Here is a 14,662-nt window from a genome sequence, read left to right as displayed (position 1 = left end):
TACAAGCTGTGAATCTGCGAGATAAACCCCTTAAAATTGAACTATAATTTCTTAGCGTTTTTTACTTTTTGATCCGTAATTGCAATCGCCAGTACTTCGCTCATTTCTTTTACATAATGAAAAGTAACACCTGTTAAGTATTCTGCTTTAATTTCATCAACATCACTTTTGTTTTCATGACACAAGATGATTTCTTTGATATTAGCTCTTTTTGCAGCCAGAATTTTTTCTTTAATTCCGCCTACAGGCAATACTTTTCCTCTAAGGGTTATTTCACCTGTCATTGCTATATGTTTCTTAACTCTTTTTTGTGTAAAAAGAGAAACTAACGAAGTTAACATCGCAATTCCGGCACTTGGGCCGTCTTTAGGCGTAGCACCTTCAGGAACATGTAAATGAATATTATATTTAGATAACAATTCAGAACTCAAACCTAATTGATCCGCATTGGCTTTGATGTATTCCAAAGCAATTGTAGCCGATTCTTTCATTACCGTACCTAAATTTCCGGTAATACTCATTCCACCTTTTCCTGGTGAGAGCAAAGATTCTATAAAAAGAATATCGCCACCAACGCTTGTCCAGGCTAATCCTGTAACTACTCCGGCTACATCATTACTTTCGTATTTATCACGCTCTAATCTTGGAACACCAAGTACACTTACAATGTCTTCATCAGTCACTTTTTTATTGTACTCCTCCTCCATGGCAACTGATTTTGCTGCGTTGCGAATCACTTGAGCAATTTTAGCTTCCAGTCCACGAACACCTGATTCACGGGTATATCCTTCTACAATTTTTTCCAATTGTTTTTTTCCAATAGTTAAATCTTTCGAAGTCAATCCATGCTCTTTTAATTGACGTGGAAACAAATGCTGTTTGGCTATTTCTACTTTTTCTTCAATAGTATAACCTGACATTTTGATAATTTCCATACGGTCTCTCAAAGCTGGCTGGATAGCACTCATATTGTTGGAGGTAGCAATAAACATCACCTTAGACAAATCATAGCCTAATTCGACAAAATTATCGTAAAAAGCGCTGTTTTGTTCCGGATCTAAAACCTCTAATAATGCCGAAGACGGATCGCCATGATTACTATTAGACAACTTATCAATTTCATCCAAAACAAAAACCGGATTTGATGTTCCCGCTTTTTTCAAACTCTGAATAATTCTACCCGGCATCGCACCAATATAGGTTTTTCTATGTCCGCGAATTTCAGCTTCATCACGCAATCCTCCTAAAGAAATTCGAACATATTCTCTTCCTAAAGCTTCTGCAACCGAACGTCCAATAGAAGTTTTACCCACTCCAGGAGGTCCTGTTAAACAAATAATTGGAGATTTCATATCGTTTCTCAATTTCAAAACAGCCAAATGCTCTATCATTCTTTTCTTTACTTCTTCTAGTCCAAAATGGTCACGATCAAGTATTTTTTGAGCATTTTTTAAATCGAAATTGTCTTTCGAATATTCATTCCAAGGCAAATCCAATAGCAATTCCATGTAATTTCTCTGGATACCATAATCAGGAGCCTGCGGATTCATACGTCGCATTTTTGTCAATTCTTTTTCAAAAATAGTCTGCGTTTTTTCATCCCATTTTTTCGACTTAGATTTCACTAACATCTCGTCCATTTCTTCTTCCTGAGTCGAACCACCTAATTCTTCCTGAATGGTTTTCATCTGTTGGTGAAGAAAATATTCTCTTTGTTGTTGGTCTAAATCAAAACGTACCTTAGATTGAATATCATTTTTTAATTCGAGTTTTTGCAACTCAACATTCATATATTTAAGAGTCTCTAAAGCCCTGTCTTTTAAATTATTGATAGCTAGTAAATCTTGTTTTTCTTTAACAGATAAATTCATGTTAGAAGTAACAAAATTGATTAGGAAAGACTGACTTTCAATGTTTTTTATAGCAAAAGTAGCTTCACTTGGAATATTCGGACTGACCTTAATAATCTGGATAGCCAATTCTTTAATAGAATCCAAAATTGCTAAAAATTCAGAATCTTCTTTATCTGGTCGCTCTTCTGAAAAATCTTTTATCAATGCCGAAATATAAGGTTCTTCAGAAGTTACCGATTCGATTTCGAAACGTTTTTTACCCTGTAGAATCACGGTTGTAGTTCCGTCAGGCATTTTAAGTACACGCAAAATACGTGCAACTGTGCCAATAGAATTGATATCTTCTATTGATGGATCTTCGATTTCTTCATTTTTTTGAGCTACAACACCAATAATTTTTCCATCAGCATTTGCATCATCAATTAATTTGATCGATTTATCTCTGCCGGCTGTAATAGGAATTACCACACCCGGAAACAAAACCATATTTCGCAATGGCAAAATAGGAAGAGAATCAGGCAATTCTTCTTTTATCATTTCTTCTTCATCTTCCGGAGTCAATAAAGGAATCAATTCTGCTTCAGAATCGAATTCTTGTTGTGACAGATTGTCAATAGTAAGTATTTTATGTTTTGACATAGTGTAATTTAAGTCTTTTTGTCATTAAACAATTCAACCGCTCAATAACAAAGTTAGTATTTTCATGTTTTATACTACTGTAAATCAATTAGTAATATAAAATCGTGTTTTGTATAGTGTATATAAGTCAATCTTTATGCCATAAAGCCCAAAAGAAAACCCTCAAAAGATAATTGTCATTTGAGGGCTTTTATTTTATAAAAAAAACAGAAATTATTTTAATATTCCACATCAAAAGTACCTTCGGTTATTACAAATGGAATCGCTCCATCAGTTGTAAACTGAAAACTTCCTTTGATTCTGTCACTTGTTTTAGAAGTAATTGTAATATTTCCAGAAATTGCTTTGTATTCATCATCAGCATCTTCATAATACCCCTGAACATCCCCACTCAAAGTATTAGTAATAGTATAACTTCCTGTACTCAAAGTGTTTTTTATATCAATTGATAAATTATTTAAATTAGCATCTAAAGCACCGATAGTTATGAAATCATTAATTTCAGCAGTAAAAATATCAGTAGCAGCAAAATTAGCACTACCTACTTTTGCTGTAAAAACATCATTAGTTTCTTCCTGAGTTACATACGGAATGTCTTTAAAACTACCATTTGTAAACTGAATTGCCGCCCTGGGATTATCCGGATCAGTCCAATATCCTTTAAATTGAAAAGTTCCCGATATGGTTTTCTTTTCCGTATCAATTTTAGTAATAATAATCTAACCTGTGTTCTCAGTTGGATTATCATCATTTATAGCCCAATAACCATACTCTGTACCTGCTGGTGTATAAGCTACAAGATTCACGTTGGCTGCATAAGTCCCTACAGTATTTCCTTCTATCATAATTCCAAAGGCCTCCCCTTTAGAATTAATTGCTGAAATTTCGATAAAATTTCCTGAAATTATGGCTTGAGTTTCTTTTGCTGTCCATGTATTACCATTAAAATCAGCCTTAAAAACTCCTGAAGCCGTATTGCCCGGAACTGTTTCAACTGTACCATCAACAGGCTCATAAGTACAAGATGCAATTAATGCAACTATAAACAATATGGCAAATTGCATTTTACCTTTAAATATTTTCATAAATTGGAGCTTTTTATATTATCTCCAAATATAATTTTTTATTTTATTTTTCCTACTATTTCTTAGGCACTTTTCTCAACAAAAGAACTCCAACAATAAAAAATACTGCTAAAAAAACAATAGCAAATCGAGGACTGCCTGTAATTTGGTCTATAGCTCCATAAACAAGCATTCCTATTACGATTCCGATTTTTTCGGCTACATCATAAAAACTAAAAAAAGAAGCTGTATCCTTTGTTTCCGGTAATAATTTGGAATATGTAGAACGAGATAAAGACTGAATACCTCCCATAACTAAACCAACTAGAGCCGCCATAATATAAAAGTGCAAAGGCAACTTTATAAAGTAAGCCGCCACGCATAATACAATCCAAAAACAATTTAAAAAGATCAAGGTTGTAATATTTCCATATTTTTTTGATGCCTTTGAAGTTAATAAAGCACCAAAAATTGCTACTATTTGAATTAATAAAATACAGCTAATCAATCCTGTAGTTGCAGCTGATTTAGACTCCCACTGGATTTCCTGTTCACCAAAATAAGTAGCTACTAACATTACCGTTTGCACCGCCATGCTATACACAAAAAAGCTTATCAAATATTTCTTTAAAGCAAAATTATGTTCTAGTGCAATCCATACTTTTTTAAGTTCTTTAAATCCGTTAAATAGAATTTTGTTCGTTATTCTTTGGGAATTTTCATTACCCTTTGGCAAATAATAATAAGTATATTGACTAAAAACAATCCACCAAATTCCAACCATTACAAAAGAGTATCGCATTTGCATGATTTTTTCAGCATCCGGAGCAGACATAATCAAAAACAAACTTACAGCTAACAAAAGTACACTTCCGAAATACCCCAAAGAATATCCCTTTGCACTTATAGCATCCTGCTGTTCTTCAAACGCAATATCAGGCAAATAGGAATTATAAAAAACCAAGCTTCCCCAAAAACCTATTAAACCTAAAAAATAAAAGAGTAAACTAATGTAAATATGCTCTAAACTAAACCAGTACAGTCCAATACAAGAAAAAGCCCCCAAATAACAGAAAAACTTCATGAAAAACTTTTTGTTTCCCACATAATCAGCAATACCGGACAAAAGTGGAGAAATAAAGGCTACTTTTAAAAAAGCTGCTGCTGTAACAAAACTAATTAAAGCCGAATTTTTAATTTCTGTACCAAAAACATGAATATATGTTTGATCTTTACTGAATAAGGCCAAATAAAAAATAGGGAAAACCGCCGAAGCAATCACCAAACTATATACTGAATTTGCCCAATCGTAAAATGCCCAGGCATTTAATAATTTTTTATCTCCTTTTTGTAATGAATTCATATCGTTCTCTTTCTTTTTTTGCCGACGAATTTATAGTTTTTTATACAGTTTCTACCAAATATCAACTAAAAATATATTTTTAGTAGTAAACATAAAAAAAGCCAGTCTAAACGAACTGGCTTATAAAATATTTCTCTGTTTTTTATTTGAATGTTACACCAAATTTAGCTGCAATGGCTTTAGCTTCCGGAATCATCGCTTTTAAGTTCGCAATTCGGGTAGCATCAGATGGGTGTGTACTCAACATTTCGGCTGGAGCTCCGCCTCCTGAATTAGCCGACATTCTGGTCCAAAAATTAATTGCTTCTTCCGGATTATAACCCGCTATTGCCATCAATGTTAAGCCAATTTTATCAGCCTCGGTTTCATGACTTCTGCTAAAAGGAAGCATTACTCCTACCTGAGATCCAATTCCATAATATTGTTGCCACATTTGTTGTTTTTCGGCACTTTGACCTCCTGTTGCAGCAGCAACACCTGCCGCTCCCAAAGTTTGTAATTGTGATGCACTCATACGCTGCGCACCATGATTAGCAAGAGCGTGAGAAACCTCATGTCCCATTACGGTAGCTAAACCGGCATCGTTTTTTGTAATTGGTAAAATCCCTGTATAAACTACAATTTTACCTCCAGGCATACACCAGGCATTTACTTCTTTATTATCTACTAACTTATACTCCCATTGGTATCCTTCTAAGTAATTTGTTTGACCAAGAGAAGCCAGATAACGTTCGGCAGCCAGTTTTATCTTAATCCCGACAGATTCTACTTTTTTAGCATCAGCTGTTCCTGAAACCACTTTATTTTCCTTCAAAAAAGTTCCATATTGCTGAAAAGATGAAGGAAATAATTCGCTATTAGAAACAAAATTCAACGTTCTTTTTCCGGTTAACGGATTAGTTGCACAGGAATAAATCAATCCCAAAGTAGCAAGTCCTAAAAATAATATATTCTTTTTCATAGTAGTTGTTTTTTTACAAACAAAAATACGATTATTATCCAATAATATGCAAAACATTAAAGTCTTTAGGAACAATTAGATATTGATTCTCTTTAAAACCAGCAGCATCAAAAACTATCTCTTCATTATCAATTTCTACTGTTTTAACTTCAAATGGCAATCCAATGAAATTGATTTTAAATTTAGTATAATTAGTATCGTATTTACCTTCTTTGTGCAACTGAATATTCAATTCTGATTCTTTTCCTGTCATTTGGAATGATAAAAAGCTAAATCGCCCTTTTTTATAATCATAACCATCTTGTGCGTCTTCATAAACTACTGATTTCTCTTTACCTTCTTTATAATACAAATCCAATGTAAGTTCTTCAAATTCTATTTCGCCCACATATTGTTGTACAGGATATTTAGGAATAATGGCACCCGCTTTTACAAAAACAGGAATTTCGTCAAATTTGGTATCCACCCACATTTCTTTTCCTCCTTTTACCATACAATTAGTCCAGTAATTATACCATTGACCACGAGGAATATACATTCTTCTTCCTAAAGCATTAGGCTCTAAAATTGGACAAACTAATATTTGGTTACCAAATATAAACTCGTCATTTCGATAATGTGTCTGAATATCTTCTTGGTCAAAATACACTAATGGTTTCAACATTGGCGTACCTTCTTCGATATATTGCCAGAACATAGTGTACAAATACGGTAATAATTGGTAACGAAGATTCACAAATTTTCGGGTAATATCAATCACTTCTTCATCAAAAGCCCAAGGTTCCTGATTACCATGATCTCCGGACGAATGCGTTCTGCAAAACGGATGAAAAACACCAAGCTGAATCCATCTTGCATACAATTCTCCTGTAGGCTGTTCTGCAAAACCTCCAATATCTGAACCAGTGAATCCCATACCTGAAATAGACATTCTTTGTACTTGAATGTTGGCTATCCACAAATGTTCCCATGTAGCTACATTATCCCCAGTCCAGGACGAAGTATAACGTTGTGCTCCGGAATATGCCGATCGGGTAATGATAAAAGGTCTTTTTGGATAAGCAAAACGTTTCACTCCATTATAAGTAGCTCTTGCCATTTGCGTTCCATAAATATTATGTGCTTTTCTATGACTACATGGATTTCCGTCATAATTATGACGCACATCATTAGGGAAAGTTTTGTTAGGAACTTCCATTACCGCAGGTTCGTTCATATCATTCCACACTCCTTTCACCCCAATATCTGAAATTAATTCTTTAAATAATCCAGCCCACCATTCTCTTACTTCAGGGTTTGTATAATCCGGGAAATTACATTCTCCAGGCCACACTTTTCCTTTCATGTAAGGACCATCGGCTCTTTTGCAGAAATAATCCTTTGCCAAAGCTTCTTTGTAAACCCAATATTCTTTGTCTATTTTAATCCCGGGATCAATGATAACAATGGTTTTAAATCCATCTTCGGCTAATTCTGACACCATTCGTTTAGGATCCGGGAAATATTCTTTGTTCCAGGTAAAACATCTGAAACCTTCCATATAATCAATATCCAGATAGATTGCATCACAAGGAATTTGCAACTCCCTAAATTTAGCCGCTACTTCTTTTACATTACTTTCGGGGTAATAACTCCATTTACATTGATGGTAACCCAATGCCCATAATGGCGGTAATTCGGGTTTTCCGGTCAAATCAGTATAAGAAGTTACTACGTCCTGCATATTAGGCCCGTAGAAGAAATAATAATTCATCTCTCCCCCATCTGACCAAAAACTGGTTACATTTCTTCTTTCATGACAAAAATCAAAAAAAGTTCTAAAAGTATTATCAAAGAAAATCCCATAGGCTTGTTTATGATGTAAACCTATATAAAATGGAACTACTTTATACAATGGTTCCTGTTCTTTTTGAAAAGCATATTGATCGGTGGCAAAATTCTCCACTCTCTTTCCTTTCAAATTCATTTGGGTAGCTTTATCTCCCAAACCATAAAAACATTCACCATCTCTGGAAGCCTTACTCATTTTTACGATATTACCACCAAATTCATAACATTCTTCCCAATGAAAGCCCAATTCATCTTCTAATAATACATTTCCTTTTAAATCATATATCGAAGCTCGCAAATCAGCTTTTTGAATTTTACAGATGATTTTATTAGTAGTAATTTTATAATAAGTCTCTTCCTCTGAAATTTCAAGATGATTGTATCCATGCGAATGACTCTCATCAATAGCGTAAGAAAAATCGTTGCTAAAATAGCCTTTCGTTGTAAAACGAAAACGAATTAAACTATCTCTTAAAACAGTTAGTTTTAAAATAACATTATTCTCTGTATAAAAATATACCGAATCAACATCTTGCGTATAGGAAACCACTTTTGAAGGATATAAATCTCCTTTATATTCTAATTCTGTATTTGTAATCATTTCAGTCCTTTTAGATTAGTATTTGTGTGTTCTCTCAAACTTACAAAAAAACTTTTTTATAAATAAACAATAGCTTTTTTATTAACGAAATCGTAATAGTTGACTAATTATCAAAAAAAAGAAGCATTAATAACAATATTAATACTTCTCTCTTAAAAAATTAAATTTTATGAAGTCTGATTTTAAAAATAGAAAAATTACTGTTTACAAAATTTTAAAAACAGTCACACTCAAGGGAGGCAACAACAATTCAACCGAATAATCTCTTCCTCCGTAAGGTGAAGATTCAATTTTTAAATCGGCTGTATTCAGCACATTACTTCCCTGATATTTCTCTGAATCGCTATTAAAAATTTCAGTCAGTTTTCCTTTTTTTGGAACACCTATTCGGTAATTCTTACGAACAATTTGGGTAAAATTGCACACTACAATCAAATCGTCTTTTGAATTATTTCCTTTTCGAATATAAGAAAGCACCGCATTTTGATGATCCGAATAATTAATCCATTCAAAACCTTCATGACTAAATTGTTTTTGATACAAAGCTGGTTGGGATTTGTATAATTGATTCAAATCTTTAATAAGCTCTTTTACACCATTATGAACTGGATATTGCAATAAATGCCAGTCTAAACTTTCCTGAAAATTCCACTCAGCCATTTGACCAAATTCGCCTCCCATGAAAAGTAAATTTCCTCCCGGATGTGTAAACATATAACCGTAAAGCAAACGTAAATTGGCAAATTTCTGCCATTCATCACCCGGCATTCTATCGGCAATAGATTTCTTACCATACACCACTTCATCATGAGACAAAGGCAACATAAAGTTTTCGGTGAAAGCATACGTCATTGAAAAAGTTAAATCGTTTTGATGATACTTTCTATATACTGTTGCTTTTTGAAAATATTTTAAGGTGTCGTGCATCCATCCCATCATCCATTTCATCCCAAAACCGAGTCCTCCTACCGATGTAGGTCGGGAAACCATCGGGAAAGAAGTACTTTCTTCAGCAATAGTCTGTACTCCTTCATAATTAGAATAAACTACCTCATTGAATTCTTTTAGAAAACTAATAGTATCCAGATTTTCATTTCCTCCAAAAATATTGGGTTCCCATTCTCCATCATTTCTGGAATAATCCAAATAAAGCATCGAAGCAACAGCATCAACCCTTAATCCATCTATATGATAATGTTGTAACCAAAACAAAGCATTACTAATCAGGAAAGAGCGAACTTCGTTTCTTCCATAATTAAATACTAAACTTTTCCAATCGGGATGATAGCCTTTTCGACGATCAGGATGTTCATAAAGATTGGAACCGTCAAAAAAACCTAATCCATGAGCATCATCGGGAAAATGAGAAGGTACCCAATCCAGAATAACTCCTATTCCTGCCTGATGTAATTTATCTACCAAAACCATGAAATCCTGTGGGTTTCCAAAACGGGAGGTTGGAGCAAAATAACCAACTAATTGATACCCCCATGAAGGATCATAAGGATATTCCATTACAGGCATAAACTCAACATGAGTAAATCCCATTTCTTTTACGTAAGCAACTAAATCTTCGGCTAATTCCAGATAAGTCAAAAACCGATTTCCTTCGCCGCGTTTCCAGGAACCTAAATGCACCTCGTAAACCGAATAAGGTTTATCTAAATCATTATGTTCTTTGCGGGTTTTCATCCATTTGGAGTCATCCCAATCATGATTTAAATCCCAAACTACAGAAGCTGTATGTGGGGGTTTTTCGCAATAAAAAGCAAATGGATCCGCTTTTTCAGTAACTAAACCATCATTATTAGAAAGTATTTTGTACTTATAATTTGCGCCTTTGGATATATTAGGAATAAAACCTTCCCATATACCCGAAGAATCCCAGCGTACATAAAGTTCGTGTTCACCTTGTGTCCAAAAATTAAAATCTCCCACAACAGAAACCGAATGGGCAGTTGGTGCCCAAACTGCAAAATATACACCTTGTACTCCATTTAATTCCATTAAATGAGCACCTAACTTTTCATACAATCTAAAATGTTTTCCAGCTTTGAATAAGTTAATATCAAAATCAGTAAAAAGGGAATGCGAGATAACTTTACTCATAGTATTATTGGTATAATTCTAAATCTTATAAAATAGAATATTGATATAAAAAAACAGTTTATTTAACTTATTCAATTCTAAAATTATCAGGCAAAGTCACACCTTTTTTAATAACGACAATTCCATCTTTTATGGCATACAAATCAGTAGTAGTATTTTCTAAATGAGAACCACCATTAATGTAAACATTATTCCCAATTCGGCAATTTTTATCTACTAAAGCATTATTGATATAGCAACCTTCTCCTATACCAACTAATATTTTATTATTTTTAGAATCTACTTCCATGTCTTCAATACTTTGATAAAAATCATTACCCATTACATAAGTATTTTTAACAACTGAATCTTTTCCTATTCGAGAACGAATTCCAATAACCGAATGCACTATTTCTTTAGCATTTAAAATACAACCTTCAGAAATTAAGGATTTATCTACCATTGTATTTTTAAACTTAGATGGCGGTAACATTCGAGGTCTTGTATAGATTTTGTTAACATCATCAAACAAATTAAACTTAGGCACATCCTCAGTCAATCCTATATTTGCTTCAAAGAATGAATCAATATTTCCAATATCAGTCCAATAACCTTCGTATTGGTAACTAAGAATTTTATTCTTCCCAACAGCCTGCGGAATAATTTCTTTACCAAAATCTTTTGTATCAGGATTAGCCATTAAATCCACCAAAAGTTGTTTGTTAAAAATATAAATACCCATAGAAGCCAGATAATTTTTACCCTCTGCTTTCATTTCTTCACTCACATCCGATTCCCAGTCTGGCAATAATTCTTTAGCAGGTTTTTCGATAAAAGATTCTATACAACTATCACTATTTGTTTTTAATATTCCAAATTCAGGAGCATCTTTGGCATTAACCGGCAATGTAGCAATGGTAATATCAGCTTCTTTTTTAATGTGCTCTTCAAGCATATCATTAAAATCCATTTGATACAACTGGTCTCCCGATAAAATCAAAGCGTAATCAAAATTATGGTTCAAAAAATGAGGCATACATTGTCTTACTGCATCGGCAGTTCCCTGAAACCAGGTTGGATTATCCGGAGTTTGTTCAGCTGCTAATATATCTACAAAAGCCTGACTAAACGCACTAAAAACATAAGTGTTTTTGATATGTGCATTCAATGAAGCCGAATTAAATTGTGTCAAAACAAACATTCTATAAATATCTGAATTCATACAATTTGAAATAGGAATATCTACCAATCTATATTTCCCCCCAACTGGTACTGCTGGTTTTGATCTCGTTTCTGTCAATGGATATAATCTGGATCCCTGTCCTCCTCCTAAGATAATAGCAATAACATTTTTTCTTTTTGCCTTCATATTTTGTTAAGTATTAAGTTGTACATTTCTATATATTCCTGACTGGCTTTTTCCCAGGAATGATCGGTGCTCATTCCTTTTTTTCTAATTTGATTTAATTGCTCTTTATCCTTGTACAAGCTAACTGCCCTTTGAATTGAATAACAAATATCTCCAACCGAAGATTGGTCATGACAAATTCCATTTCCATTGTCTCCAAAATCAATCACAGTATCTTTCAATCCTCCTGTTCTCCTAACAATAGGAATAGTTCCATATCTTAAAGAGTACATTTGATTCAATCCGCAAGGTTCTACTCGTGAGGGCATCAACAAGAAATCAGCTCCTGCATATATTAAATGCGCTAATTCTTCATTGTAACCTATAAATGTGTTGTAATTTCCTTTATAATCGACTAATAAACTATTCAATTGGTTCTCAATATTTACATTTCCCGAACCTAATATCAAAATATTAATCTCTTTATAATTCTCAGACAAGGCTAAAGCCGAAGCCTGTGGTAATAAATCGCCTCCTTTTTCATCCCATAATCTACCTATAAAACTAAACAGAGGTTTGGTTGGGTCAAGATTAAAAAGTGTACAAAGAATCTCTTTATTCTGTTGTTTTCCTTTCTCAAAATTGGAGACAGAATAATTCTTTTCTAACATTTTATCTTTTGCCGGATCCCAAACTTGTACATCAATGCCATTCAAAATTCCTTTCGATTTATAACGAACAAGATTAAAAAGTGATTCTAAACCATTTGCCGAATAATTTATTTCATTCAAATAACTTGGAGAAACAGTGGTAACAGCAGCAGCACATTTGACCCCAACAGCCAATGAATTAATACAATTATCCCATTCTAAAATTTTCACATGACCTAAATCAAATTCAGGAAAATAATTCAACTTTTCGAAACTAAACTTCCCTTGATACAAACCATTGTGAATAGTAATCATCGAAGGTGTATTAAATAATTTATGGTACTTATGACAATTTTGCATCATAAACGGAATCAAACCTGTATGATGATCATGGCAATTAACAACATTTGGCATCGTTTCTCTTCCAATAATCCAATCTAAAGTTGCAATCTGAAAAGAAAAAAAACGCTCAATATCATCCTCATAACCATAAACATCTTTTCTATCAAAAAGCTCAGGTATTTCAATTAAATACAATTCAAAACCAAGCTTATCTGTCTTTTCTTTAAGAACACTAAAAGGAAAACTAAAATTCCCTAACTGAACCGCCCCCCAATGCACACACTCAAACTCATTTTCATCCCTGAATTTAGTTTCATAACAAGGCATTACAACCCGCAATTTATGACCAGCATTACTTTGGTATTTTGGCAAGGCTCCTACTACATCAGCTAAACCACCTACTTTAGCTACCGGATAGCACTCTGCACTAATATGAAATATTTCCATTTATTGATTTAAGTTTAATTAGGGTTAAAAAAATATATTATAAAAAAGATTAGTTAAATTATCATTAAATAAATACAAACACTATCAAAATCATTAATGATATCATTTTTAACTTTTTCTAAATATAGTAAAAAACAGAAACAATAACACCAAAAACTTAAAAATATTATCCTCTAAAATTAACTTTTTTTATAATCAAAACCTTTCAAAAAGATGAGTTTTTAATTAAAATTATAGAAATTGATAATTCATAAATTAAGCCGCTACAAAATCATTATTTTCTTATAATATATTGCTTAAAATTATATAATTATAATCCCAAAATCAGTAAGACAAATCAAATAGTAATGATTTGATAACGATAAAGAATTTACTAAATTTGAAAATGGACTTATTTAGTGATACAATAGATTGGAAAGAAGAATTAAATCCAATCCTGAATAAATACAAATCAAGAAAACACCCGCTAAAATACCGTAATTTATACGAATTAGTAATTATGGTCATTTTATCTGCTCAAGATTCAGATGAAAATATTAACAGAATAACCCCTAATTTCTTTGATGCTTTTCCAAATATAGAAAATTTAACAAAAACAAAAGTTGAAGCTATAATTCCATATATTCTTCAGGTCAAATTCTACGAAAACAAAGCTAAATGGATTATCAACTTAGCGATGACCATCAAAAAAGAGGAAAATATTCCTCTAACAATGAGAGAATTAACCAGTATAAAAGGAATTGGTCGAAAATCAGCCAATGTAATTATGAAAGAAGCTGGAAAAACATTAGAAGGAATAATGACTGACCTTCATGTTCTCCGGGTAGTTCCAAGAATCGGAATAATTAATCCAACAAAAGACGGATTAAAAGCAGAAAAACAATTAATAGCTGTTTTACCAAAAGAAATTTGGAACGAAATCGGCATGGCAATTTCATTCTTAGGAAGAGAAATATGCAGACCGAAGCCTAAATGTTCAGAATGCCCGATAAATTCAGTTTGTAAATATCCCAAAAAATCCATTTAAAGTAATTATAGTCAACATTCTGTATCAGGACGGGACAGTATAAAAACAAAAAAACCCCGTTTCATTAGAATCGGGGTTTTCAAAGAAAGGCGACGACATACTCTCCCACAAAACTGCAGTACCATCTGCGCAGGCGGGCTTAACTACTCTGTTCGGGATGGGAAGAGGTGAGCCCCGCCGCAATAACCACCTTAAGGTCGTTTTGCAATGAGTGATTAGCTTTTGCTAGTCAACATTACACAATATCTTAACATACTGAGATAAAGAAAGTATTATTTTAATTAGAAAGTTTCTTGCTCCCGATTGCTCGGGAGCAGGAGGGTGTACATAAGCTTACAGGTTATTAGTACTACTCGGCTATGACATTACTGCCTTTACACCTATAGCCTATCAACGTGGTCATCTCCCACGACCTTTAAAAGAAATCTCATCTTGTGGTGGGTTTCGCG

General features: G+C 33.3%; 10 protein-coding genes and 2 rRNA genes. 1 reads left to right on the top strand and 11 read right to left on the bottom strand.

Annotated features, from left to right (window positions below; translation table 11 throughout):
• Nucleotides 1-41: 41 nt before the first annotated feature.
• The 9 genes from lon to FDM27_RS06860 form a co-directional block, all read right to left on the bottom strand.
• Nucleotides 42-2,492, bottom strand: coding sequence for an endopeptidase La (gene lon, locus FDM27_RS06900; RefSeq protein ID WP_071185617.1), 2,451 nt, complete (start codon nt 2,490-2,492; stop codon nt 42-44).
• Between the two features lie 218 nt (nt 2,493-2,710).
• Nucleotides 2,711-2,920, bottom strand: a complete 210-nt coding sequence (locus tag FDM27_RS06895) for a hypothetical protein (RefSeq protein WP_140485722.1) — start codon at nt 2,918-2,920, stop codon at nt 2,711-2,713.
• Between the two features lie 291 nt (nt 2,921-3,211).
• Nucleotides 3,212-3,577 (bottom strand): DUF6252 family protein, encoded by a 366-nt coding sequence (locus FDM27_RS06890; protein WP_140485721.1) that lies wholly within the window; start codon nt 3,575-3,577, stop codon nt 3,212-3,214.
• A 55-nt stretch (nt 3,578-3,632) separates the two neighbouring features.
• On the bottom strand, nt 3,633-4,919 hold the full coding sequence (locus FDM27_RS06885) for an MFS transporter (RefSeq protein ID WP_140485720.1): 1,287 nt from the start codon (nt 4,917-4,919) through the stop codon (nt 3,633-3,635).
• Nucleotides 4,920-5,061: 142 nt separating this feature from the next.
• On the bottom strand, nt 5,062-5,880 hold the full coding sequence (locus FDM27_RS06880; protein ID WP_071186433.1) for a M48 family metallopeptidase: 819 nt from the start codon (nt 5,878-5,880) through the stop codon (nt 5,062-5,064).
• Nucleotides 5,881-5,914: 34 nt separating this feature from the next.
• A complete protein-coding gene (locus FDM27_RS06875) occupies nt 5,915-8,311 on the bottom strand; it encodes a glycoside hydrolase family 31 protein (protein ID WP_140485719.1) in 2,397 nt (798 codons plus the stop codon).
• 204 nt (nt 8,312-8,515) lie between these two features.
• On the bottom strand, nt 8,516-10,420 hold the full coding sequence (gene glgB, locus FDM27_RS06870) for a 1,4-alpha-glucan branching protein GlgB (RefSeq protein WP_071185613.1): 1,905 nt from the start codon (nt 10,418-10,420) through the stop codon (nt 8,516-8,518).
• Between the two features lie 67 nt (nt 10,421-10,487).
• On the bottom strand, nt 10,488-11,768 hold the full coding sequence (locus FDM27_RS06865; RefSeq protein ID WP_071185612.1) for a glucose-1-phosphate adenylyltransferase: 1,281 nt from the start codon (nt 11,766-11,768) through the stop codon (nt 10,488-10,490).
• A complete protein-coding gene (locus FDM27_RS06860; RefSeq protein WP_140485718.1) occupies nt 11,765-13,186 on the bottom strand; it encodes a glycogen synthase in 1,422 nt (473 codons plus the stop codon). The genes FDM27_RS06865 and FDM27_RS06860 overlap by 4 nt, the downstream gene beginning before the upstream one ends.
• A 385-nt stretch (nt 13,187-13,571) precedes the next feature.
• On the opposite strand from FDM27_RS06860, the gene FDM27_RS06855 reads away from it, so the two are divergent.
• Nucleotides 13,572-14,213 (top strand): endonuclease III domain-containing protein, encoded by a 642-nt coding sequence (locus FDM27_RS06855; protein ID WP_140485717.1) that lies wholly within the window; start codon nt 13,572-13,574, stop codon nt 14,211-14,213.
• An 84-nt stretch (nt 14,214-14,297) separates the two neighbouring features.
• Here FDM27_RS06855 and rrf read toward each other — a convergent pair.
• Nucleotides 14,298-14,407: ribosomal RNA gene (rrf, locus tag FDM27_RS06850) — 5S ribosomal RNA — on the bottom strand.
• A gap of 129 nt (nt 14,408-14,536) precedes the next feature.
• Nucleotides 14,537-14,662 (bottom strand): 23S ribosomal RNA (locus FDM27_RS06845); the annotation flags it as partial.

Source organism: Flavobacterium sp. GSA192, assembly GCF_006386525.1.
Classification (GTDB): domain Bacteria; phylum Bacteroidota; class Bacteroidia; order Flavobacteriales; family Flavobacteriaceae; genus Flavobacterium; species Flavobacterium commune.
This window is presented reverse-complemented; position numbering and strand designations above follow the sequence as displayed.

Bases quoted from the DNA above. Each gene is read 5' to 3' on its own strand.
- lon (WP_071185617.1), bottom strand. From the start codon at position 2,492: ATGTCAAAACATAAAATACTTACTATTGACAATCTGTCACAACAAGAA.
- FDM27_RS06890 (WP_140485721.1), bottom strand. From the start codon at position 3,577: ATGAAAATATTTAAAGGTAAAATGCAATTTGCCATATTGTTTATAGTT.
- FDM27_RS06885 (WP_140485720.1), bottom strand. From the start codon at position 4,919: ATGAATTCATTACAAAAAGGAGATAAAAAATTATTAAATGCCTGGGCA.
- FDM27_RS06880 (WP_071186433.1), bottom strand. From the start codon at position 5,880: ATGAAAAAGAATATATTATTTTTAGGACTTGCTACTTTGGGATTGATT.
- FDM27_RS06875 (WP_140485719.1), bottom strand. From the start codon at position 8,311: ATGATTACAAATACAGAATTAGAATATAAAGGAGATTTATATCCTTCA.
- glgB (WP_071185613.1), bottom strand. From the start codon at position 10,420: ATGAGTAAAGTTATCTCGCATTCCCTTTTTACTGATTTTGATATTAAC.
- FDM27_RS06865 (WP_071185612.1), bottom strand. From the start codon at position 11,768: ATGAAGGCAAAAAGAAAAAATGTTATTGCTATTATCTTAGGAGGAGGA.
- FDM27_RS06860 (WP_140485718.1), bottom strand. From the start codon at position 13,186: ATGGAAATATTTCATATTAGTGCAGAGTGCTATCCGGTAGCTAAAGTA.
- FDM27_RS06855 (WP_140485717.1), top strand. From the start codon at position 13,572: ATGGACTTATTTAGTGATACAATAGATTGGAAAGAAGAATTAAATCCA.